We start from the raw sequence: 23,262 nt of genomic DNA, 5'->3' as shown, positions 1-23,262 counted from the left end.
CCCTGCACGGAGCTCCTGATGAACCAAGCCCGCACGACCAGCAGCCTCGCCATCGCCAGCCTCGTCTCCGGCATCCTCGGCTGGACGCTGCTGCCCTTCATCGGCACGATCGTGGCCATCGTGACCGGGCACATGGCCCGCGGCGAGATCCGCCGCAGCGGTGGCGCGCTGGACGGCGATGGACTCGCGGTCGGTGGCCTGATCCTGGGCTGGCTGTCGGCGCTGCTGTGGATCGTGGGCCTGGTGGTGATCTTCATGTTCCTGGGCGGGCTGGCCTGGCTGGCGACGCTGAACTGAGCCCGCCCGCCTCCATGTATCCCCTCGCCCGACCTTTCCTGTTCGGCCTGGATGCCGAAACCGCCCATGGCCTGGGCTTGAAGGCCCTGGATCTCGCCTACCGCACCGGTACCACGCCGCTGGTGGCTCGGCCGATCACGCCGATGCCGACCAAGGTGATGGGGCTGACCTTCCCCAATCCTGTCGGCCTGGCCGCCGGCATGGACAAGAACGGCGCGCACATCGATGCGCTGTTCGCGCTGGGCTTCGGCTTCGTCGAGATCGGTACCGTCACGCCAAAGCCGCAGCCGGGCAACCCGAAGCCACGCATGTTCCGCCTGCCGCAGCACCAGGCCGTCATCAACCGCCTGGGCTTCAACAACGAGGGCGTCGACGCGCTGGTGCGCAATGTCGAAGCCGCGCGCCGCGACCGTGGCCTGCTCGGCATCAACATCGGCAAGAACAAGGACACCTCCAACGAACGCGCGGCGTCGGATTATCTGTACTGCCTTGAACGCGTCTACCGGCTGGCCGACTACATCACCGTCAACATCTCCTCGCCCAACACGGCCGGGCTGCGCGAACTGCAGGAAGAGCAAGCGCTGCGCCAGCTGATCGGCACGCTGCGCGACGCGCAGGAAGACCTCGCGGCCCAGCACGGCAAGCGCGTGCCGATGCTGGTGAAGATCGCACCGGACCTGTCCGACAGCGACATCGATGCCGTGGCCCGCGTCCTGGGCGACATGCAGGTGGATGGCGTGATCGCCACCAACACCACCGTCTCGCGCCTGAGCGTGCAGGAGCACCCGCAGGCCCGCGAAACCGGGGGCCTCTCCGGTGCTCCGCTGATGGGCCAGGCCACGCTGGTACTGCGCCGCATGCGCACGCGCCTGCCCGACACCATCCCGCTGATCGGCGTGGGCGGCATCCTGTCTGGCGCCGATGCGGTGGCGAAGATGTCCGCCGGCGCGTCGCTGGTGCAGTGCTACACCGGCCTGGTCTACCGTGGGCCGGAACTGGTGCGCGAATGCGTCGAAGCCATCCGTCGTCGCCGCGAAGCACCGAGCCGCGGGCCGGTGGCGCCCGAATGACCCAGGGGTACCGTCTCACCGCCAACGCGTCGCTGCGGGATCGCAACACGTTCGGCGTACCGGCGAGGGCGCCGTGGCTGATTGAGGTGGACGACGCCGCGGCCCTGGCCGACGTGCTGGCGCTGCCGCAGGTCGCCGGCACCGACAGTCTGGTGATCGGCGGCGGCAGCAACCTGCTGTTCGCCGGCGATGCGCCGGGCGCCGTCATCACGATGGCCACGCGTGGCCTGCAGGTGCTCTCCGACGATGGCCAGCAAGCGCGTGTGCGCGCCGATGCCGGCGTCGCCTGGCATCCGTTGGTGATGTGGACGCTGGAACAGGGCCTGTGCGGGCTGGAGAACCTCGCGCTCATTCCCGGGACCGCGGGTGCATCGCCGATCCAGAACATCGGCGCCTACGGCACCGAAGTCGGCGAGTTCATCGACATCGTCGAAGCGCTCGACCGCCGCACCGGCACGCTGGTGCGGCTCGATCGCACGGCCTGCGCGTTCGCCTACCGCGACAGCGTGTTCAAGCGGGAGGCCGACCGCTACCTGGTGACGGCAGTGGAGTTCGTGCTGCCGCGCACGGCGCAGCTGCGCCTGGATTACGCCGGCATCCGCGAGGAACTGACCGCGATGGGTATCACCTCGCCCACTGCGCGCAACGTAGGCGACGCCGTCGTCCGCATCCGCCAACGCAAGTTGCCGGACCCAGCCATCGTCGGCAACGCCGGCAGCTTCTTCAAGAACCCGATCCTCTCGCAGGCGCAGGCCGACGCGCTGCAGGTCGACTATCCCACCCTGCCCGTGTTCCGCGGCAATGCCGAGCACAACCGCAAGCTGTCCGCGGCGTGGATGATCGAAGCCTGCGGCTGGAAGGGCCATCGCGACGGCGATGCCGGCGTGTCCGCCGCGCATGCGCTGGTGCTGGTGAACCACGGGCTGGCCACGGGCGCGCAGCTGCTCTCGCTGGCGCGGCGCATCGCGGAATCGGTACAGGCCCGCTTCGGCGTGGCGATCGAACCCGAGCCCAAGATCATCGGCGCCCGCTGGTAGGCCGTCCCCGTCCCATGCCCGTCGTTCCCGCCCACTTCCGCGCCGCGCTGCTGATGCTGGGCAGCACGGTGCTGTTCGCGCTGATGGTGGTGGCGATCCGCCTCGCCTCGGCGACGCTGCACACGTTCGAGATCGCGTTCTTCCGCAACTTCTTCGGCCTGATCGCCGCCGCGCCGCTGATCCTGCGGCACGGCCCGGGCTTCCTGAAGACCACCCAGTTCCCGCGCTACCTGTTCCGCTGCCTCATCGGCATCTGCTCGATGCTCGCCGGCTTCTGGGCGATCGGCCACCTGCCGCTGGCGCAGGCGGTATCGCTGTCCTACTCAACACCGCTGTTCGTGACGCTGGCCGCGGCGGCAATGCTCAACGAACAAGTCCGTGCGCGACGCTGGACCGCCGTGGGGCTCGGCTTCATCGGCGTGCTGGTGATCGTGCGGCCGGGCACCGCCGAGTTCACCGTGGACGCGCTGATCGCGGTACTCGCCGCGGTGATGAGCGCGCTCGTCGCCATCCAGATCAAGCAGCTGTCCCACACGGAACCGGCCGACCGCATCGTCATCTACACCACCCTGCTGTGGGTGCCGATGTCGCTGCTGCCGGCGCTGGCCGTATGGGAGTGGCCGCAAGGCATCACCTGGGTCTGGGTGATCGCCGCCGGCGTGCTCGGTACCGGCGGCCACATGCTCTGGACGCGCGCTTTGAAGCTGGGCGAAGTGTCGGCACTGACGCCGATCAGCTTCATGCAGCTGCCGGTGGTCGCGCTGTTCGGCTGGCTGCTGTTCGACGAATCGCTCGACGCCTGGACACTGGTCGGCGCCGGCATCATCTTCGGCGCCAATGCCTACATCGCGCACCGCGAGGCCGTGCTGGCGCGCCGCGCCGCCTCCGAGGCACCCAGCGCCGCGGCCAAGCCGGGCGAATGACGCGACCGCTCAGCCCCGCTGGGTGGGCTGCTTGCCGGGCCGCTTGCCTTCGCGGTAGAGCTCGACGAATCGCGCATCGTCATCGCCCAGCGTCTTCGGATCCGCCGCCAGCAGCGGCGCGACGTACTGGCGGTACAGCGGCTCAGCGTCCGCCTTGCGTCCCAATTCGTTGTACGTGTCGATCAGGTTCCAGGCGGCGATGCGGGTTTCCAGGTGCGTCTCGCCCAGCACGCGGCGGCGCAGTTCGAACAGACGCTGATACTCCGGCACGGCCTCCTCGGTGCGGCCCAGCACGCGCAGTGCTTCGGCGCGGATGACCATGGTGATCTGGGCTTGCGGGTGCTTTTCGCCGAGCGTCTTCAACGCCAGCGGTTGCACGTCGCCCAGCAGGCGCAGCGCCGCTTCCGCCTGGCCGGCATTGAGCAGCGTGCCCGCGTGGTTGACCAGAATCGACAGCGTGTCCGGATGCGCGGCGCCCTGGGTGCGGCTGCGCGCAGTGATGACCTGCTCTTCCAGCGGAAGGGCGGCGGCGAAGTCGTCGAGCCTCGCGTAGGCCGTCGCAAGGTTCAGGCGGGTGCGCACGGTCTGCGGATGGTCGCGACCGAGCACGCGTTCGCGCGCGGCGAGCACCTCCTGCAGCGCGGGAAGCGCGGCCTTCACCGCCTTCTGGTCGCCGCCATCGATCATCATCGTGGCCAGCGTGCTGCGTGCCTGCAGCGTGGTGGGATGCTCGCTGCCGAACTTGCGCGTGTAGCGCTGGGTGAGGTCGCGCTGCATCGCGATCGCCTCGTCGCGCTCGCGGTTCATGATCCGCAACACCGCCAGGTTGCCCATCGCGGATAGGGTCTCCTCGTCGTCCGGCCCCAGGGTGGCCGTGCGCAGCGCGACGACCTTCTCCATGTTGGCGCGCGCCTCGGGCAGTTCGCCGAGGTTGCGCTGCACGGCCGCCAGGTTGTTGGTGGCTTCCAGCGTAGCCGGATCGCTTTCGCCCGCGCTGGCGAGCAGGCGCGCCTGGATGGCCTGCACGACGGCTTTCGCGCGCGGGCGGTCACCGCGCGCCGAGATGACCTGCGCCTGCGCCAGTTCCAGCTTGACCCGCACGCGATCGTTCACGGGCAGGCCGAACGCGCGCGGCAGCGCTTTCTGCAGGACCGCCTCGGCTTCGTCGATGTGGGCGCCCTCCAGCAACGCCTGCACCTGTTCGTTGCGCGCGCGCAGCGTTTCCGGTGCGGCATCGCCAAGCGTGGCCGCGCGGTGCTCGGCGACCCGGCCGAAGTGCTCCGCCGCCTTGTCGAAGCGGCCGATGGCGGCATACACCCGCGCGACCGATTCGCGGAGGCTGGCCGCGACGTCAGGCTGGTCGGCGAAGTCGCGGGCGATCGCGTCCTCGGCATTGGCCAGCAGCTGGCGGTCCACCAGGTCGCGCGCCAGGTCGCCGGTGCTGGCCTTGGCCAGCGTCGCACCGAAGGTCGCGGAGGCCGCCGGATCCACGTTCGCGATCTGCCGCACCAGTCCCTCGGACAGGCCCACGCCCATCGTCTCGATGTCGATGCCTTCCAGCATCGATTGCTGGAACGCGGCGACCTTTTCCAGCTCCGCACTGCGCGACTCGGCCACCGCACGCTGCGCCCGTGCCTGCTGCAGGCCGTAGAGCGACAGCCCCAATCCGGCGAACAGCGCGAGCAGCACCACGGCCGCTGCCGCGGTCGCGGTGCGGTGGCGACGGAGGAACTTGCGCGCAGCGTAGCCGCGGCTCGGCGGCACCGCACCGACCACGCGCCCATCGAGATACCGCTGAAGGTCGTCCGCCAGCGCGGCGACCGACCCGTAGCGCGCGTCGCGGTCGTGCTGCATCGCCTTCAGCACGATCCAGTCCAGGTCGCCACGCAGGCGCTCGCGCATGCCGGACAAGGACAGTTGGCGTTCGTCGGCGACCTGTTTGGCCTGTTCCGCGGGCAAGGCCGCCAGCCGGGATGAAGGCGCCACCGCGGTCGGCGTTTCCGCCGCCCAGGTCTCGCCCACCGCATCCGGACGCACGCCGGCGATCAGTTCGTACAGCACGACGCCGAGCGAATAGACATCGCTGCGCGTGTCCACCTGGTGCGCATCGCCGTGCGCCTGCTCCGGGCTCATGTATTCGGGGGTGCCGGCGCGCTCCAACGCAGCCTCGCCGGCCAGCGAGGCCGCCATCGCGATGCCGAAGTCGATGATCTTCGGTACCGGCCTGCCATCCAACGTATCGACCAGCAGGTTGCCCGGTTTCAGGTCGCGGTGGACCACGCCCTTGTGGTGCGCGTGCTGCACGCCTTCGCAGACGCGGATGAACAACGCGACGCGCGCGTCCAGCGACAACCGCTGCTCGCGACAATAGCGTGTGATCGGGCTGCCTTCGATCAATTCCATCGCGAAGAAGGGGAAGCCCTCTTCGGTGGCGCCCGCGTCGTAGATCTGGGCGATGGCCGGGTGGCGCATCTGCGCCAGGACCTGCCGTTCCACCTCGAAGTGCGCCAGATGGCGGGCTTGCAGCTTCTGCGCGCGCAGCAGCTTCAGCGCCACCTCGCGGCGGACCGGTTCCAACTGCGCGGCGCGGTAGACCTCGCCCATCCCGCCGCGGCCGAGCAGACCCTCGATGCGGTAATGGCCCAGCCGCGCGCCGGGCGCCAGCGTGCCGTCGGGCGCGGTGGGCGCGTCCTGCAGGCGCGTGGCCAGCTGCTCGGTAGGCGCGAGCTCGTCGTAAGGTTGCGAAGTCATGCCACTATCCCCGGTGGTCCCGGCCATGGTAGCGGAAGCGTGAGTTGACCGACCGATCCGGTACACTCGGCCCCGCATCTGCCTGCCGCCCTCGCATGTCCCGGGACCCTCTCGACCCGCATACCACGCTCCGGACCGTCCTCAGCGACGGCCCGCGCCCGCTCTCGCCCCGCTCCGCCTGCGTGGTGGTGATCCAGGGCGAGGGCCTGGGCCGGCGGGCCGACATCGGCGACCGGCGCGTGGTGGTGGGCCGTTCGCAGGAAGCGGACCTCCATATCCCGCACAACAGCGTGTCGCGCCTGCATTGCGAGCTGTGGCGCGAGGGCGAGACCTACCGCGTGCGCGATCTCGGCGCCACCAACGCCACGCGCCTGAACGATGTGCCGGTGCAGGAAGCCGCACTGGCCGACGGCGACCACCTGACGCTGGGCGAAAGCGTCCTGAAGTTCATCAGCCACAGCAGCGTGGAAGCGCATTACCACGAAGAGATCTACCAGCTCGCCACCCACGATGCGCTGACGGAGATGTACAACCGCCGGCATTTCATCGAGACGGTGGAGAAGGAGATCGCGCGGGCGATGCGCCACCAGCGGGCGCTGACGATGTGCATCATCGATGTGGACCTGTTCAAGCCGATCAACGACCGCTACGGCCACATTTCCGGCGACCACGTGCTGAAGCAGATCGCGGGGCTGGTACGCCGGCACGTGCGCAACGACGATGCCGCCGCGCGCATCGGCGGGGAGGAGTTCGCCGTGCTGTTGCCCGAATGCGGGCCGGAGGCGGCCTACGGATTCGCCGAGCGTCTGCGCGAAGCGGTGGAAGCGGTGGTGTTCCGCCCCGGCGGCGAAGCGCAGCGCATCACCGTGAGTATCGGCATCGCCTCGCTGACGCCGGAGCGCGATACCTGCAGCCGGATGATGGCGGCGGCCGACGCCGCTCTGTACCGCGCCAAGAGCGAAGGCCGCAACCGGGTCTGCATCGAGCACTGAGCCGGGGGAGATCAGTCGCCGAGCCGGTCCACCCCGTAGCCGGCCGCGCGCCAGGCATCGATGCCGCCGCGCAGCGGCAGCACGTCGCGGAAGCCCGCCGCGCGCAGCCGGCCGGCCATCCAGGCCGCCGATACTTCGTCCGGGCAGGCGCAATAGATGACGATTTTCCCATCTCTCGGATAGGTGGCGAGGATGCCGTCGAGCTGGCGTTCGTCGGCGAACACCGCACCGGGAATCACGTACGGGTCCACATCGCGGAAGCCGGGCGCGCGGATGTCGAACACCACCGGCGGCTGGCCGGCCCGCACCAGCGCGTCGAGCGCCGGCGGATCGATGCGCGCGGCTTCCAGCGATCTCAGCAGCGTGCGCCGGCGCCACCAGCGCCAGCCGACATAGGCCGCCAGCGCCACGCCGATCACCACACCCGCGCCGGTGCCGAGTTGCGACAGGGCGTCGATCACGGACTCCACCTGGTCGGCGAATACCACGCCCAAGCCAAGGCCCAACGCCGCCCACAGCGCGGCGCCCAGACCGTCGTAGCGCAAGAAGCGCGGCACGCCCGCCTGCATTGCGCCGGCCAGCGGCACCGACACCATCGACAAGCCGGGAATGAACTTCGCCACCGAAAGCACGCGAATGCCGAAGCGGCCGTAGAAACGTTCCGTGCGCTTCATGCAGGTATCGCGCGACAGCGACAGCCGGCACAGCGACTGCAGCGTGCGGTTGCCATAACGGCGGCCCGCATAGAACCACACGCTGTCGCCGATCAGGCTGGCCAGCACCGACACCCCGAGCACGCCCGCCAGCGGCAGCCACAGCGGATCGGCGTGCAGCGCCAGGCCGGCGCCGACCAGGATCAGGGTGGGCATCGCGGGCACCGGCAGGCCGAGCGACAACGCGAGCACGTTGACGAATACCAGCAGCACGCCGTATCGGTCGACCAGTTCCTGCATTGCCATCCCCGAAAGTCCACGCCGCGTCCCACGGCGTGCATCGGCATGTTCGACCCCGCGCGCAGCGCGGGCAAGCGGCGGGCCTGCAACGATCCGTTGCCCGGCGGGATCGCGCACGCCTGTACCACCCCGCTGCGCCCCACGTCTGCTGCGCTGCATGATCGCGGCCGTCTGCGGGGGCTTCGAAACGCGCCGGAAGGGGGGGCATTCCGGCCAATCGAGGGGGCATCGGCAGCCAAAGCCGTTCCCCTCACGCCGGCTTAATCCCCTTGCCGCGGTAGCGGCCGACCATGCGCCGCTGTACGGTCGTCGCCCCCACGCGTGCCGCACGCCAAGGCAGTCCATCCCGTTGAACGTCCACAGACTCTCGCCGGAGGATCCGATCATGGTTGCACCCGTACGACCCGCGCGCCTGTCCCTCGTCCTGGCCACCGCCGGCCTCACCCTGATGGTGGCGGCGCCGCTGAAGGCCGAAGAAGGCGACTACAGCTTCTGGCAAACCCTGGTGAACCTGGTGTCGCCGCCCAAGGCCGACAACAAGGTCACCGCCGCGCAACGCACCGGCACCTACCCGCTGCTGGCCAATCCCGCCGGCTTCAACGACGGGTTCCAGCCCGGCCGCTACGATGCCTGGCAGACCATCCAGCTCGCCCCGCAGACCGGCGCGGTCTGTGGCGATGGTTCGCCGTTCAAGTTCTTCGTCAACCGCGTGGCCGACACGCGCAACACGATCATCTACATGGAAGGCGGCGGCGCCTGCTGGGACTACGCCAGCTGCACCGGGCAGACCGGCGTGCGTGGCGCCCGCAATCCCAACGGGATTCCGGACGACTACATGAGCCTGCTGAATCCCGGTGCGAGCCTGGTCAGCCCGTTCGTCACCCGCGTCAGTCCTTTCGATGCGGTGAAGACTCAGGGTTGGAACATGGTCTACGTGCCCTACTGCACCGGCGACATCTATAGCGGCGACCGCGTCGCGGTGTACAACGACCCGAGCGGCCAGAACGCACCGCTGGTGTGGCACCACAATGGCGTACGCAATGTGCGCGCGGTTGTCGGCTGGTTGAAGGACAACCTGCCGCGTCCCACCCAGATGCTGTCCACCGGCTGCAGCGCCGGCGGCGCCGGCAGCCTGACCAGCTATCACCCGCTGCGCCGCGACCTGGCGCCCACGCGCAGCTTCCTGATCGACGACTCCGGCCCGATCTTCCCCACGCTGAAGAACGGCAGTCCGGTGGATTACCCGTCGCAACCGCTGATGGCGCTGATCCGCAGCGCCTGGGGCCTGGACCAGCCCAACGGCCCACTGCCCTACCTCGCCAGCGGCCTGCCGCAGCTCGATCTCAACGAACTGGGCAGCCTGTACCCGGCGCTGTCCAGCAAGTACGCCAACGATCGTCTTGGCCACACGCACTTCTGGAAGGACCTGAACTACTCCTCGTACTCGTACGAGCGGTTCTATCCCGACATCGCCAATGCACCGGACCAGGCGACCAAGGAAGCCCGCATCCACGCACGCTGGAACACCGACACGACGCGCCTGCGCGACCGCCTGAACACGCTGAACAATTTCGGCGGCTACTTCCCGCAGTATCGCGCGCTGAACGAAAGCCACTGCACCACCATCGTCGACTTCAAGAACGCCGACGTGCAGGCGCAGAACCTGGAGCTGAAGCACTTCATCGACAGCGTGCTCGATGGTCAGGGCAAGGTGATCGACGCCAGCGAGCAGGACGATAAGGCCGACAAGGCCAAACCATTCAATCCACTGTACTGGCTGGTCGATCAGTTGCTGGGTTGATGTCAACGGCCGGGACCGTTCCACAGCGACGGTCCCGGCGTCCAGGAAGTCGTGCATGAAGAAGCTGCTGACGCTGCTGGTGCCCTGCCTGGTTTTCGCCGCCGCCGTGTTCTGGTGGAAGCGCGAGGATGCGGGCGTGTCGGCAGATGCCCACCCATCCTCGGCGACACTCGACGCACCCTCGCCGGCGCTGGCGTCGTTGCAGGCGACGCCGCAAGCACGGGCGTACCGCGACCGGCAACGCTTCGAAGCCGATGCGAGGGATTTTTTCGCGCGCGCTGCCTCCCTGCGTGCCGTGGAGCGTAGCGAACGCGCCGACTCGCTGACACGCCAGATCGATGCATACGAAGCCGCGGGTGGCCTGTCCGCTGGCGAAGCGGTGCTGCTGTGGACCGCCCTGGTGAGAGCAACAGTCGACGACCCCGCGCGGCAGGCCGAGGAAGTCGCGGCCATTGCCGAGCGCTACCGCACGCATGCCGACCAGCGCATGGCCGCCTTCGTCGCGCAGCAGGCGAACGATCCCCGCTTCACGGCCTACAAGACGCGCGAGGCGCAGGTGGTGGCCGAAGTGATGTCGATGACGTCGGTCCCGGCCGGCCTCACCCGCGATCAGTACCTGCGCCAGCGGTTGCAGAAAGAACGCGAACGGGCGTATGCGCCCTGAAGAACTGGTGCATGCGGAAACAGGTGTGGGAGCGACGTAAGTCGCGATGAGGCTTTACAGGTGGGCCATCGCGACTCACGTCGCTCCCACGACCGGCCTTTTAGCCTCTGACCTGCCAGGGCCGCTCGCGAATGCGGTACAGCACCAGGTAGACGCCGGACACCCAGGCGACGCCGGCGGCCCAGCCGCCGAGGATGTCGGATGGGTAATGCACGCCCAGGTAGATCCGCGAAGCACCCACGGCGAGCGCGAACAGCGCCGCCAGGGCGGCGACCGGCCAGCGCCAGCGCGTATGCCAGCACAGCAGCACGACCACCATCGCCAGCGTGGCCGACCCCATCGCGTGGCCGCTGGGGAAACTGAAGGTGTGTTCGGGCGCGATGGATTCCCACAGCGTCGGCCGGTCGCGCTGGAAGAACTGTTTCGTCGCCATGTTCAGCAGCGCCGACCCCGCGAAGGACGCCCCGGCGAACGTCGCTTCGCGCCAGCGTCGCGCAATCAGCAAGCCCACCGTCAGCGCGATATCCGCCGGCACCACACCCCACTGGTAGCCGATCGCGGAGATGAAGACGAAGAACCGGTCCAGCGCCGGGCCTGCCAGCGCATGGGCGCGCCACAGCAGCGGGTCGTCGAAGTAGAACACTTCCAGTTCGTGGACTTCATCGGCGAGTTCGACGAACAGCCACAGCGGCGCCAGCAGGCACAGGAACAACAGGACCAGGCGGCCGCCATGCTCGCGCAGCAGGCTGGCGATGAAGCGCCCGCCTTGGACCAGCCTCTCAGCCGGCGACACGCGCGTACTTGGCCTCGACGTAGTCGTCGATCAGCGCGACGAACTCCTGCGCGATGTTCTCGCCGCGCAGCGTCACCTTCTTCTCGCCATCGACGAACACCGGCGCCGCAGGCGCCTCGCCGGTCCCCGGCAAGGAAATGCCGATGTTGGCGTGGCGCGATTCGCCCGGCCCGTTCACCACGCAGCCCATTACGGCCAGCGTCATGGTCTCCGCGCCGGGATGGGTGATCTTCCACTCGGGCATCTTGCCGCGCACGTGTTCCTGCACGACCTTCGCCAATTCCTGGAAGAACTCGGAGGTGGTGCGGCCGCAGCCGGGACAGGCGGTGACCATCGGCGTGAAGGCGCGCAAGCCGGTGGTCTGCAGCAGCTCCTGCGCGACGATGACTTCCTGCGTGCGCGACTGGCCGGGCTCCGGCGTCAGCGAGATGCGGATGGTGTCGCCGATGCCTTCTTGCAGCAGCACCGCCAGTGCGGCGCTCGAGGCGACGATGCCCTTGCTGCCGATGCCGGCCTCGGTCAGGCCCAGGTGCAGGGCGAAGTCGGTGCGGCTGGCCATGTCGCGGTAGACCGCGATCAGTTCCTGCACGCCGCTGACCTTGGCCGACAGCACGATGCGGTCGCGCGGCAATCCCAGTTCGACGGCGCGCTCGCCGGAATCCACCGCCGAGCGGATCAGCGCCTCGCGCAGCACGCGCCCCGCATCCCACGGCGTCTCGCGCGCGTGGTTCTCGTCCATCAGCTGCGCGGCCAGCGCCTGGTCCAGCGAGCCCCAGTTGGCGCCGATGCGCACCGGCTTGCCGTAACGGATCGCGAATTCGATGAGCTGGGCGAACTGGGTGTCCTTCTTCTTGCCGAAGCCAACGTTGCCCGGGTTGATGCGGTACTTGGCCAGCGCTTCGGCGCAGGCCGGCTCACCCGCGAGCAGCTGGTGGCCGTTGTAGTGGAAATCGCCGATCAGCGGCACCGAGATGCCCATCATCTCCAGCTTGTCGCGGATGCGCGGGATGGCGGCGGCGGACTCGGGATTGTTGACGGTCAGGCGGACCATTTCCGAGCCGGCGCGCCAGAGTTCGGCCACCTGCTTCACGCTGCCGGCGATGTCGGCGGTGTCGGTATTGGTCATCGACTGCACCACCACCGGGCGGCCGCCGCCGACGACGGCGTTGCCGATCTGGACGGCCTGGGTGATGCGGCGCGGCCAAGGCGCGGCGTCGGTGGGGGGCGTGGGGCGGGTGACGGCGTCGTGCATGGCGCCATTGTAGCGTGGGCGCCCCGCCGCCCTGCGACGCCATGCCGCAGGCCCCGCGCGCACGCTTGCTCTAGCATGTACCGATGCCGAATACCCTGCTGACCACCACGCCGTCGTTCCTGCGCACCTTGTGCAATCTGCGCTGGGTGGCGATCGTGGGCCAGGCAGTGACGGTGCTGGTCGCACTGGGCCCGCTAGGTATCGCCCTGCCCCGCTGGCCGCTGTGGGGCGGCATCGCGGCGCTGGCCCTGTTCAACGTCTACGCCACCTGGCGCAGCCGCCACCCCGGCGAGGAGACCCCCGCCGAGGCCTTCACCCACATGCTGGTCGACGTGGCCGTGCTGTCCTGGCTGGTGGCCTGGAGCGGCGGCATCGGCAATCCGTTCAGCTCGATGTTCCTGCTGCTGATCGCGGTCTCCTCGCTGGCGCTGCCGTTGCGCTGGGTGCTGGCCACCGGCGTGGCCTGCCTGTTGGGCTATGTGCTGACCGCGGCCTTCGGCCGCCCGCTGCCGCACCTGCACGGCAACAACTTCAACGTGCACCTGTGGGGCATGGCGGTGAACTTCGTGCTTTCCGCCGGCGTGGTGCTGTACTTCTCCACGCGGCTGGTGGCCGCGTTGCGCATGCGCGAACAGGAGCTGGCACGCTTGCGCGAGCGCTTCGCGCGCAACGAAGGCATTGTCGCGCTGGCCACCCATGCCGCCGCCGTGGCGCATGAACTCAACACGCCGCTCGCGACGATGACGCTGCTCACCGAGGACATCCGCGAGCATGCAAGCGAGCCGGACATTCGCGAAGACGCCACCACGATGCGCCAGCTGATCGACCTGTGCCGCGACCGCGTGCGCGCGCTCGCTGCGTCCGCCGACATGGGCGTGCGCCAGCGCGTGGACCTGGACGACGTCGTGCAGCGCTGGCAGCTGATCCGCCCCACCGTGGAACTGCAGCGCACCGGCGCGCTGCCGCCGTGGCTGGCGACCGATGCCTCCACTGGCCACCTGCTGCAGGCGCTGCTGAACAACGCCGCCGATGCCAGCCGGCAGGCCGGCTCGCAGCGCGTAGACCTGGACCTGCGCTGCGAGGGCGACGAACTCGTCGGCACGGTGCGCGATTACGGCAACGGCTTTCATGAAGCGCTGCCGTTCCAGTCCGAGCAACTCTTCCGCACCAGCAAGCCCGAGGGCATGGGCGTGGGCCTGGCCCTGTCGCACGCCACGATCGAGCGGCTGGGCGGGCGCATGACCATGCGCGCCGTGCCGCCCAAGGGCGTGCAGGTGCAATTCCGCCTGCCGGTGGCCGGCCACGACGAAACACCCTGACGCGAGGTTCCGGATGAAAGGCCTGCTGGTCGACGACGACGAACTCTATGCCCGCACGCTGCAGCGCAGCCTGGCGCGCAAGGGCATCGAGACCCAGATCGCGCTGGACGCGCCGAGCGCGTTGGCGCGCGCGCGCGAATTCCAGCCGGATTTCGCCCTGGTCGACCTCAAGCTCGGCAGCGATTCCGGCCTGGCCCTGATCGAACCGTTGCGCGGCATCCGTACCGACATGCAGATCCTGCTCGTCACCGGCTACGCCAGCGTGGCCACGGCGGTGGAGTCGATCAAGCGCGGCGCCGACGACTACCTGCCCAAACCGGCCACGGTGCCGACGATCCTCCGCGCGCTCGGCCTGGAAGCGCCGACCACGCCCGTGGACGATGCCGACGCCGCCGAGGACACCATGACACCGCTCAGCCGGCTGGAGTGGGAGCACATCCAGCAGGCCCTGGCCGAAACCGAGGGCAACATCTCCGCCGCCGCGCGCCTGCTGGGCATGCACCGGCGTTCGCTGCAGCGCAAGCTGGCCAAGCGTCCGGGTCCCGAGCGCCGCTGGATCGACGAGTAGCCTTCAACCCGGTGGATCGCGGTCCGGATCCACCGCCAGCCCTGCGCCCAGGCCCATGCCGGCGCCCGCCCCCATGCCAGCACCCATGCCGCCTGCACCGCCACCGCCGCGCCCGCTGCCTTGGCGATCCTCGCCCTTCCCGCCCTCGCCCTTGCCCTTCGCGTTGGGCACCGGACGCGCCGGCCCCTGGCGCGGGATGTCGAGATCGGACGGGACCGGCTCGAGGTCCAGCACGCCGCGGATGAAATCGCGCAGCGACACGACCAGCGTATGCGTGTGGATCGGCTTCCCCGCGGCAAGATCGCGGGCGGCCTGGGCCGCGAGCCTGACCTGTTCGTCGGTGCCCAGCAGGATGATGTCCGACAACGCGGCTTCCACCGCATCGCGGATGCGGCGTGCGCGATCGCTTCCGCTCTCCTCCTCGACACCTTCGTCGCGCATGCGCTGGCGCAGTTCGCGCAGATGGGTGGGATCGACTTCCAGGTCACCGCTGAACGAGCCGCCCAACGTTTTGTAGGCGGCGATCAGCGTGCGCAGGCGCTCGTTGATCTGCCGGTTCTCCCGTGCGCGCCGCTCCTGCACGGTCTGCATGACCAGCAAGCGGATGCCCACGCCGATCAGCGTGATCAGCGCCAGGCCCGCCAGCGTGGTCAGCAGGCCTTGCCATGAACTGAAGTCGAGACCGCGCATGGCAGGAGTCCTCCGGATGTTCGAGCGCTACCTTACCGAACCGGCTGCAACCCAATGTCGTGGCCGCGTCACGGCGGGAACGTCACCCGCGCGCCGCGCACCTGCGGAGTGCCCTCGGCCACATCGGTCCAGGCCAGCCAGGCGGCGCCATGCGACCACTGCAGGCGCGGAATGCCGCTGGCGCGCCCCCGCGCGGCGAGCGTGGCGACCTCGGCGCGCCGTGCGCCCGTCCACTCGCCGTCGTAGCGCGTCAGCACCAGTCGCTGCGCCTCGCCGGCCTGTTCCAGCCAGCTGACCAGCAGGTGCCCGTCGCCCCGCGCCAACCCCACCCGTCCCAGTACCTGCTCACCCTTGGCCAGGGTGGCCGGGGCGGTGAACGTGTCGCCGGCATCGTCGGAACGCGCCGCCCGAATTTCCGGCAGTCCCTCGGCTTCGGTGTACCACGCGACCCACACGCGTGATCCATCGGCCACCACGACGGGACCGTTGACCGGGCAGCCCGCGATTTCCCAGCCATCGGTGTGCACATCGCGCGGAACGGTCCAGGCGTTGCCATCGAAGCGCACCAGGCGCGTATCGCGGACTTCGCCGGCGCTGCGGCCACGGTAGACGACCACGGTGCCGCGGTCGGTGATCGCGGACGCGGTGGTGCAGCAGTCGCAGGTGGAGGCATCGAGGGCCCATTCGGCCTGCTGCGTCGCCTCGGTGTCGAACAGCGCCGCGCGCAGCATCATCGCGCCAGTGCCGTGATCGTCGTGATGCGCGTGGTCATCGCCGGGCGACTTCTGCCGGCTGTCGAGCCAGGCGATGCCCAACCGATCGCGGCCCTGCGGCCAGAACGTCACGAAGCCGTTGTCGCCCTGCTTCGCCGTGGGCGGCACCAGCGTCGGCGCCGACCAGGTGGCACCGCCGTCGGCGGAGCGGACCAGATCGATGCCGTAATCCATCCGCGACGGCCCCGTGCTGCGCAACCAGTGCGCCCACAGCGACCCGTCCGGCAACGCGTAGACATGCGGGGTATCGGCCCAATTGACGAACCAGCCCGACCCTTCGGCGATGGTGCGCGGGGCCGTCCACGCGGCTTCGTTTTCGGCCAGGCGACTGAAGCGCAAGCGGTGGCCGCCGTCGCCGATCGGCTCCACCCAGCTCAACAGCAGCGACCCGTCCGACGTGGCGACCAGATCGGGCTGCGCCGCGCCCGCGGTCGACGGCAGCCCCTGCGCGTCCACCCGCGGCGACGCATCGGCCTTTACCGTGGGCGGCACGTCGGCTGGAGCGCATGCGGTGAGCGCAGCGAGAAGAAGCGGCACCACGGGGAAACACCAGCGGCGTAGGGGCATGCGGACGACTCCGACCGTCGGGACCCACGCATTCCACCACGGATTGCGCCCGGGCGACCGCGACCGCGTGTCGCAAGCGTTCGCGGCGGCGTCCGGCGCCAGCGTTTATCCTTTCCGCATGACCGACACCGCCCGCGACATCCTCTCGCCCAGCCAGTTGAACGCGCTTGCGCGGAACCTGCTGGAGGACACGTTCCCGCTGATCTGGGTGGAAGGCGAGCTCGGCAACGTCACCCGGCCGGCGTCGGGACACCTGTACTTCACCCTGAAGGACGCGCGCGCGCAGGTGAAGTGCGCGATGTTCAAGCCGAAGAGCCAGTGGCTGAAGTTCGCCCCGCGCGAAGGCTTGCGCGTGCTCGCGCGCGGCCGACTGACGCTGTACGAGGCGCGCGGTGACTACCAACTGGTGGTCGACCACATGGAAGAGGCCGGCGAAGGCGCGCTGCGGCGCGCGTTCGAGGACTTGAAGGCGAAACTCGCGGCCGAAGGCCTGTTCGATGCGGACCGCAAGCGCCCGCTGCCGGCGCATGTGCGGCGCCTTGCGGTGCTGACCTCGCCCACCGGCGCGGCGGTGCGCGACGTGCTGAGCGTGCTGCAGCGGCGCTACCCGTTGCTGGAGGTGGACGTGCTGCCGGTGCAGGTGCAGGGCGAGACGGCCGCGGCGCAGATGGTGGACATGCTGCAGAGGGCGGCGCGCAGCGGTCGCTATGACGTGGTGCTGGTCACCCGCGGCGGCGGATCGCTGGAAGACCTGTGGGCGTTCAACGATGAACGCCTGGCACGCACGATCGCCGCCTCGCCGGTACCGGTGGTGTCCGCCGTAGGCCACGAAACCGACTTCAGCCTGGCCGACTTCGCCGCCGATCTGCGCGCGCCCACGCCGTCGGTCGCCGCCGAGCTGCTGGTGCCGGATCGCCGCGACCTGCTCACCCGTGTGCACCACCTGCAGCGCCGCCTGGCCACCGCGCATGCGCATCGCCTGCGCAACCTGATGCAGCGCGCGGATCGCGCCGCCCTGCGCTTGAACGCACTGCGCCCTCAGGCACGGCTGGACCTGCTGCGGCGGCGTCAGGACGACGCGGTACGTCGCCTGCACGCGCTGTGGCGCGACCGCCACGCACGGCGCCTGGCCGCGCTCCGGCATGCCGACGCCATCCTGCGCGCGCACGCGCCCCAGCGCCGCCTCGAGCACCTGCGCGCACGCCTGCTCGCCCTCGCGCCGCGCCCGCAAGCCGCGATCGCACGCACCCTGCAACGCGAAGCCCTGCACCTGCGCGGCCTCGCCCGCTCACTGGAAGCCGTCAGCCCCCTGGCCACCGTCGCCCGCGGCTATGCGCTGGTAACGAAGGACGACGGCACGCTCGTGCGGTCGGTGACGCAGGTGGAGACGGGAGACCGGGTCACGGCGCGTGTCGCCGATGGGCAGATCGCGCTACGTGTGGCATCGAAAACGTAGGGTCAACATGGTCTAGCGCTAGTGGAATGTCGGCACGAAGGGAATGAAGATCTCGAGACGAAGGACCAACCATGCACCCCGCCACCTGGATTCCCACCCTGCTGATGACCCTCGGCCTGATGATCGCCGTCGCATTCCCGCTGTGGTTTGCGTGGATTGTCGCTTGGCGGTCCGGTATGACGCGCAGCCTCCGTCGTTCGTTCGCCATGGTGTGCGGATTGCTCACTTATGGCGTGGTGCTGATGGTCGATGCCCTGTTTCTGCCGTTCGACATGTTCGCCACCTTTGCTGCGCCGTCGCTGATAAACGCCGGACATGACGCCACAGCCAATGTCATCGTTCTGGTCTCCCGGGAAGTGGGTACCTGGGTGGGTGCCGCCTGCGCACTCATCGTAGCGGTCGCGCTGCCGGTGAAACTCCGCCTGCGCTGGCCGGCGGTATACGCAACGCTTCGACATTCGGCCTAACCCCACTTCCCAACCCCATGCGTTCGACCTTCCGTCCCCGCCACGGAGTCACGCCATGTCGCACCGTCGTCTGAGCTTCACCCTGCTTGCCGTCGCCGTCCTCGCCGGCTGCAATTCGAACCCCACCGCCCAGCAAGCGCCCACTGGGAAAGCGGATACCACCTTGCCCGCCGAGCTTGTGGTCGCCGAAGCGGATGCCGCTGCAGCGTCCGCCGTTGCCAGCGCGGACGCCGAACGCCGCGAGCGCGCGACGCTCGATAGCGTCGTCGTCACCGGCGCACGCCTCTCGCGACAGGCCAAGACCGTCGCGCCCGGGTATGCGTATGCGCCCCCGCCGCCGCCCGCGCCGGCCGCGGTGGCTTATCAGGAGAACTTTTCCGCGGGCGTGCTGGCGTACCCGCAAGCGCAGCCTGCCAATACGGAGAAGTACGCCGAACGCGACGACAATCCTGTGCGGCGCACGCTGGATGAGCCCGTGTCGACGTTCTCCGTGGACGTGGATACCGGCAGCTACAGCAACGTGCGGCGCATGCTGCGCGATGGCCAGCGGCCGCCCGCCGATGCGGTGCGCGCGGAGGAGTTCATCAACTACTTCCGCTACGGCCACGCCGCTCCCACCGACCGCAGCCGGCCTTTCCGCGTGAGCACCGAACTCGCGCCTGCGCCGTGGAACGCCAAGCGCCAAGTGCTGATGGTCGGCATCAAGGGCTACGACGTGCCGAAGGCGACGCTGCCGCCGGCGAACCTCGTGTTCCTGCTGGATACGTCCGGCTCGATGGAGTCGCCCGACAAGCTGCCGCTGCTCAAGCAGTCCTTCGCCCAGTTGGTACCGCAGTTACGGGCGCAGGACCGGGTCAGCATCGTGGTCTACGCCGGCTCGGCCGGTCTGGTGCTGCCACCCACGCCGGGTGACCGCCACGACGAGATCCTCGCCGCGCTGGACCGCTTGCAGGCCGGCGGCAGCACGAATGGCGGCGACGGCATCCGCCTGGCCTACGCGATGGCGAAGCAGGCCTTCGTGCCCGAGGGTGTCAACCGGGTGATCCTGGCGACCGATGGCGACTTCAACGTCGGCACCGTCAGCCAGGACGCACTGGAGACGATGGTGGCCGACCAGCGCAAGTCCGGCATCGCCCTGACCACGCTGGGCTTCGGCACCGGCAACTATAACGACGCGCTGGCGGAGAAGCTGGCCGATGTCGGCGATGGCAACCACGCCTACATCGACACCCTGCAGGAAGGCCGCAAGGTGCTGGTGGAAGAGATGCAATCCACTTTGCTGACCATCGCGCGCGACGTGAAGATCCAGGTCGAGTTCAATCCGGCGGTCGTTGCCGAGTACCGGCTGATCGGTTACGAAAACCGCGTGCTGGCGAACGAGGACTTCGCCAACGACAAGGTCGACGCGGGCGATATCGGCGCCGGGCATGAGGTCACCGCCCTGTACGAGATCACTCCGGTGGGTTCCGGTGCGGATCGTCTGCCGGCGCTGCGTTACGGTGGCAAAGCGTTGGCGGCGGGTACGGCGACCGACGAAGTCGCCCACCTGCGCCTGCGCTACAAACTGCCCGGCCAGGACACCAGCCGGCTGATCGAAGCCCCGATCGCGCGCAGCACGCTGACGTCGCAGCCCAGCGAGGCGTTCCGCTTCGCCGCGGCGGTCGCCGCGTATGCGGACCTGCTCCGCGGCGGTCAGCGCATCGATGGTTGGGCCTGGACCGATGTCGCACGCACGGCGCGTGGCGCAACCGGTCGCGATCCGCACGGGCTGAAGGCCGAGTTCATCGGCATGATTGACCAGGCGCACCGTTTGGTCGCCACGCAGACGGATGCGCCGGCGATCGCCGGCGAGTAAGGCTGCAAGCGGTGGCGGCAGGGATGCCGCGCCGCGCCTTCGGCAGGCGCCTCAAAGTGTGTCGAGCGCCGCGGCCTGGTCTAGGCTGGCCGCCGGGCGTCCCAGCAGGTAGCCCTGCCCCAGATGGCAGCCCAGTTCCACCAAGGACTGGCGCTGCTCTTCGGTTTCCACGCCCTCGGCGATCGTTTCGATGCCCAGGGTACCGGCCAGCGCGAGGATCGCGCGCACCAGCGCCAGGCTCTCGGGACGCGCTTCGCTGCCCAGTCCGGAAACGAAACTGCGATCGATCTTGAGAACCGAGATCGGGAAGCGGTGCAGATAGGACAGCGCCGAGAAGCCGGTGCCGAAGTCGTCCAGCTGGGCGAGGATGCCGTGCTGGCGCAGCGTGCGCAGGATGCGCAGCGTGCGGGGCGCGTCGTCGAGCAGAGCGACTTCGGTGATTTCCAGGCGCAGCTGGGCCGGGTCGGCGCCCTGGGCGTCGAACATGGCCAGCAAGCGGTCGGCGAAATCCGGTGAACGGAAATGCCGCGGCGAGACGTTGACCGAGATGTAGCCTTCCACGCCGCGGGCGATCTGCCGCACGACCTGTTCGTAGAGCAGCCAGTCGACCTGCTCGATCAGTCCGCTGTCCTCGCCCAGACCGATGAACTCGGCCGGCAGCAGCAGACCGCGCCGCTCGTGCTGCCAACGCAGCAGCGCTTCGTGGCCGATCACGCGGCCGTCGTCCATCCGCCGGATCGGCTGGTAGAACGGCAGGAAGTCGCGATTATTGATGGCGCGGCGCAGGTCGGCTTCCAAGTCCAGGCTCTGCATGGCCGCTTCGCGCATCGCCTCGTCGAACAGCGCGGAACGATCGCGTCCCTGCTCCTTCGCGCGGTACATCGCCGCATCGGCGTCGCGCAGCAGCTCTTCGCCATTGCGGTAGCGCGGATGCCAGATCGCGATGCCGAGGCTGGCCGACGGGAACAGCTCGCGCCCGGCCACCCACATCGGCCGGCCCAGCACGGCAAGCAGGCGCTGGGCGAAATCGCGCACGTTCTCCACGCCGTCGGCGTACTCGACCAGCAACGCGAATTCATCACCGCCCAGCCGCGCGACCACGTCGTCGCCGCGCACGCTCATGGTGATCCGGCGCGCGACCTCCACCAGCAACTCGTCGCCGGCGGCATGGCCCATGCTGTCGTTGACCAGCTTGAAGCGGTCCAGGTCCAGGAACAGCACGGCGAACGCCTGGCCGTCTCCGTGCCGTGCGCGTTCGATGGCGGCGGAGAGGCGGTCGAGCAGGTGCGGCCGGTTCGGCAACCCGGTCAGGGCGTCGTGCGTGGCCTGGTAGGTGAGCTGCTGTTCGGCACGCAGGCGCTCGCTGATCTGGGCGCGCAGCTGGTGGTTCGCCTCGTTCAATTCGCGGGTGCGCTCGTCGACGCGGCGCTCCAAGTCCGCGTGCGCGCTACGCAGGCGGTCCTGCGTGCGCTGCCGGTCCAGGCCGTTGCCGATGTGGTGGGCGACGAACGTCAGCAGGTTCTGGTCGTGCGAGGTGAATTTCACCTCATCGGTGTAGCTCTGCACGACCACCGTACCGACCACGTCCTCGCCGCGGAACAGCGGCACGCCCAGCCAGCTGTGCGCCGGGGGGCCGTGCTGCAGCACCTTGCCGGCCTCGGCCAGTTGCCCGATGACCTCGCGATCGGCCAGCAGCGGGCGGCCGGTGGCGACCACGTATTCGGTCAGGCCGTTGGTCATGCGCCGCGACTTTCGCATCGGGTCGCGTTCGTCGATGGAGTACGGGAAGGTCAGCTCCTCGCCATCGTCGGAGACCAGCGCGATGTAGAAGTTGCGCGCGTTGATCAGTTCGTCCACCACCACGTGCACGTCGGCGTAGAAGCGCTCCAGCGTCTCGGAGGTAATGGCCAGGTCGGTGATGCGGAACAGCGCGCGCTGCAGCTTCTCGGCGCGCTTGCGCTCCATGATCTCCGCCTGCAGTTCGCGGTTGGCGCGCTGCAGCTCGTGCGTGCGTACCGCCACGCGGTGCTCCAGCTCGACATGCGCATGCTTGCGGTCCAGCGCGGTCAGGATGTGCTGGGCCACGTAGCCGAGCAGTGCGCGGTCTTCGTCCGCGTAGCTGGCCGGCGTGTCGTAGCTCTGCACCACGATGGCGCCGCAGACGCGGTCGTCGCGCCGCATCGGCACGCCCAGCCAGTCCAGGCTGTCGGGGCCGTGGGACGGATCGCGCATCACGCCCAGCTTCTGCCGGATCACCGCCGAGGGACCGCGCAGCGGCTGGCCGTGGCGCAGCAGCGCGAAGGTCATGCTGTTGGCCATTTCCTCTTCGCCGAACTCGCGCTCGGGCTCGGCGATATACGGGTCGCGCTGGTCGGCGAAGTACAGGAAGCGGACCGTGCGGCGCTGGTCGTCGTAGAGGACGATGTAGCAGTTCTCCGCATACATCAGCGAATTCACCACCGCGTGGATGCGGCGAAGCATCTCCGGCATTTCCAGGTCGGCGCCCGCCAGGTCGGCGATTTCGTACAGCGCCTGCTGCAACCGCTTGGACTTCTCCAGCGAGACGATGCGCGCTTGCGCGCGCGATGCATCCAGCGTGGTGACCAGCAGGGTGCGGGCCAGCAGCAGCCAGGATTCCTCTTCCACCGTCGACAGCGGATTCGGCAGCGCCAGCGCGAGGGCGACGCGCGCGTTGCCGTCGGCGTTGTCCCAGGCGTGCACGCGCAGCTCGGGACCGTCATGTTCGACGATGGCCTCGGCCAGGGCGTGTTCGGCACGTCGGCGCAGTGCGGCCGACGCGCCCGGCGTGGCGCCGGCGCCGTTACCCAGCGCCCAGTCTCGCCAGCACACCGCCAGCTCGGCACCGGCCGGCAGCAGCGCACGCAGGATCGACGCGATCCGCTCTGCGGGCGACGCGGGCGTGCTGGCCGGATTGTCTGCGCTGACCGATGGCGTAGGCATGACCGTGTCCCGACAGAGACGGTGCTGTATCTGGATATCCCCCCGCCGAGCATACCGCCTGCCACCCCCTGAA

At 69.2% G+C, this 23,262-nt stretch carries 19 protein-coding genes; 12 read left to right on the top strand and 7 right to left on the bottom strand.

Going from position 1 to position 23,262, the window contains the following annotated elements:
* Positions 1 to 18 precede the first annotated feature (18 nt).
* Genes AC23D6_RS07750 through AC23D6_RS07735 form a run of 4 tightly spaced genes read left to right on the top strand, consistent with a single transcriptional unit; the run spans position 19 to position 3,327 of the window.
* Positions 19 to 297 (top strand): DUF4190 domain-containing protein, encoded by a 279-nt coding sequence (locus AC23D6_RS07750; RefSeq protein ID WP_487752184.1) that lies wholly within the window; start codon positions 19 to 21, stop codon positions 295 to 297.
* 14 nt (positions 298 to 311) lie between these two features.
* On the top strand, positions 312 to 1,367 hold the full coding sequence (locus AC23D6_RS07745) for a quinone-dependent dihydroorotate dehydrogenase (protein ID WP_487752183.1): 1,056 nt from the start codon (positions 312 to 314) through the stop codon (positions 1,365 to 1,367).
* A complete protein-coding gene (gene murB / locus AC23D6_RS07740) occupies positions 1,364 to 2,404 on the top strand; it encodes a UDP-N-acetylmuramate dehydrogenase (RefSeq protein WP_487752182.1) in 1,041 nt (346 codons plus the stop codon). Before AC23D6_RS07745 ends, murB begins: the two co-directional genes overlap by 4 nt.
* Positions 2,405 to 2,418: 14 nt before the next feature.
* The gene (locus AC23D6_RS07735) at positions 2,419 to 3,327 is read left to right on the top strand and encodes a DMT family transporter (protein ID WP_487752181.1); all 909 of its coding nucleotides are present in this window, start codon (positions 2,419 to 2,421) and stop codon (positions 3,325 to 3,327) included.
* Between the two features lie 9 nt (positions 3,328 to 3,336).
* Here AC23D6_RS07735 and AC23D6_RS07730 read toward each other — a convergent pair whose 3' ends face one another.
* Entirely contained in the window at positions 3,337 to 6,078 is a 2,742-nt protein-coding gene (locus AC23D6_RS07730) for a tetratricopeptide repeat protein (RefSeq protein WP_487752180.1), read from the bottom strand.
* A gap of 95 nt (positions 6,079 to 6,173) precedes the next feature.
* Between AC23D6_RS07730 and AC23D6_RS07725 the strand changes: the two genes are divergently transcribed.
* Complete coding sequence (locus tag AC23D6_RS07725; RefSeq protein WP_487752179.1) at positions 6,174 to 7,070, top strand: diguanylate cyclase; 897 nt, start codon at positions 6,174 to 6,176, stop codon at positions 7,068 to 7,070.
* 11 nt (positions 7,071 to 7,081) lie between these two features.
* Here AC23D6_RS07725 and AC23D6_RS07720 read toward each other — a convergent pair whose 3' ends face one another.
* The gene (locus tag AC23D6_RS07720; protein WP_487752593.1) at positions 7,082 to 8,023 is read right to left on the bottom strand and encodes a DedA family protein/thiosulfate sulfurtransferase GlpE; all 942 of its coding nucleotides are present in this window, start codon (positions 8,021 to 8,023) and stop codon (positions 7,082 to 7,084) included.
* A 385-nt stretch (positions 8,024 to 8,408) separates the two neighbouring features.
* Here AC23D6_RS07720 and AC23D6_RS07715 point away from each other — a divergent pair, with 385 nt between their 5' ends.
* Together AC23D6_RS07715 and AC23D6_RS07710 are read left to right on the top strand one after the other, a co-directional pair.
* A complete protein-coding gene (locus AC23D6_RS07715; RefSeq protein ID WP_487752178.1) occupies positions 8,409 to 9,824 on the top strand; it encodes a pectin acetylesterase-family hydrolase in 1,416 nt (471 codons plus the stop codon).
* Positions 9,825 to 9,879: 55 nt separating this feature from the next.
* Positions 9,880 to 10,488, top strand: coding sequence for a hypothetical protein (locus AC23D6_RS07710; RefSeq protein ID WP_487752177.1), 609 nt, complete (start codon positions 9,880 to 9,882; stop codon positions 10,486 to 10,488).
* A gap of 100 nt (positions 10,489 to 10,588) precedes the next feature.
* On the opposite strand, the gene AC23D6_RS07705 is transcribed toward AC23D6_RS07710, so the two are convergent.
* Together AC23D6_RS07705 and ispG are read right to left on the bottom strand one after the other, a co-directional pair.
* A complete protein-coding gene (locus AC23D6_RS07705; protein ID WP_487752592.1) occupies positions 10,589 to 11,263 on the bottom strand; it encodes a phosphatase PAP2 family protein in 675 nt (224 codons plus the stop codon).
* A gap of 4 nt (positions 11,264 to 11,267) precedes the next feature.
* Positions 11,268 to 12,533 (bottom strand): flavodoxin-dependent (E)-4-hydroxy-3-methylbut-2-enyl-diphosphate synthase, encoded by a 1,266-nt coding sequence (gene ispG, locus AC23D6_RS07700; protein ID WP_487752176.1) that lies wholly within the window; start codon positions 12,531 to 12,533, stop codon positions 11,268 to 11,270.
* An 83-nt stretch (positions 12,534 to 12,616) separates the two neighbouring features.
* Here ispG and AC23D6_RS07695 point away from each other — a divergent pair, with 83 nt between their 5' ends.
* Positions 12,617 to 13,852 carry an ATP-binding protein gene (locus AC23D6_RS07695; RefSeq protein WP_487752175.1) on the top strand — a complete coding sequence of 412 codons (1,236 nt, stop codon included), beginning with the start codon at positions 12,617 to 12,619 and terminating at the stop codon, positions 13,850 to 13,852.
* A 13-nt stretch (positions 13,853 to 13,865) separates the two neighbouring features.
* Positions 13,866 to 14,420, top strand: coding sequence for a response regulator transcription factor (locus tag AC23D6_RS07690; RefSeq protein ID WP_093297271.1), 555 nt, complete (start codon positions 13,866 to 13,868; stop codon positions 14,418 to 14,420).
* Between the two features lie 3 nt (positions 14,421 to 14,423).
* Here the strand turns inward: AC23D6_RS07690 and AC23D6_RS07685 are convergent, their stop codons facing one another.
* Together AC23D6_RS07685 and AC23D6_RS07680 are read right to left on the bottom strand one after the other, a co-directional pair.
* Positions 14,424 to 15,110: a hypothetical protein gene (locus AC23D6_RS07685; protein ID WP_487752174.1), complete on the bottom strand. Its 687-nt coding sequence runs from the start codon at positions 15,108 to 15,110 to the stop codon at positions 14,424 to 14,426.
* 68 nt (positions 15,111 to 15,178) lie between these two features.
* On the bottom strand, positions 15,179 to 16,450 hold the full coding sequence (locus AC23D6_RS07680) for a sialidase family protein (protein ID WP_487752173.1): 1,272 nt from the start codon (positions 16,448 to 16,450) through the stop codon (positions 15,179 to 15,181).
* Between the two features lie 118 nt (positions 16,451 to 16,568).
* On the opposite strand from AC23D6_RS07680, the gene xseA reads away from it, so the two are divergent.
* The 3 genes from xseA to AC23D6_RS07665 all read left to right on the top strand — a co-directional run bounded on the left by xseA (position 16,569) and on the right by AC23D6_RS07665 (position 20,228).
* Entirely contained in the window at positions 16,569 to 17,906 is a 1,338-nt protein-coding gene (xseA, locus tag AC23D6_RS07675) for an exodeoxyribonuclease VII large subunit (protein WP_487752591.1), read from the top strand.
* A gap of 71 nt (positions 17,907 to 17,977) precedes the next feature.
* Complete coding sequence (locus tag AC23D6_RS07670; protein WP_487752172.1) at positions 17,978 to 18,373, top strand: hypothetical protein; 396 nt, start codon at positions 17,978 to 17,980, stop codon at positions 18,371 to 18,373.
* Positions 18,374 to 18,428: 55 nt separating this feature from the next.
* The gene (locus AC23D6_RS07665) at positions 18,429 to 20,228 is read left to right on the top strand and encodes a vWA domain-containing protein (RefSeq protein ID WP_487752171.1); all 1,800 of its coding nucleotides are present in this window, start codon (positions 18,429 to 18,431) and stop codon (positions 20,226 to 20,228) included.
* A 51-nt stretch (positions 20,229 to 20,279) separates the two neighbouring features.
* On the opposite strand, the gene AC23D6_RS07660 is transcribed toward AC23D6_RS07665, so the two are convergent.
* A complete protein-coding gene (locus AC23D6_RS07660) occupies positions 20,280 to 23,189 on the bottom strand; it encodes a bifunctional diguanylate cyclase/phosphodiesterase (RefSeq protein ID WP_487752170.1) in 2,910 nt (969 codons plus the stop codon).
* Positions 23,190 to 23,262 lie beyond the last annotated feature (73 nt).

This window comes from Pseudoxanthomonas sp. G3, from assembly GCF_057654715.1.
The sequence above is the reverse complement of the archived record's forward strand: the minus strand, read 5'-3'. Positions and strand labels throughout refer to the sequence as shown.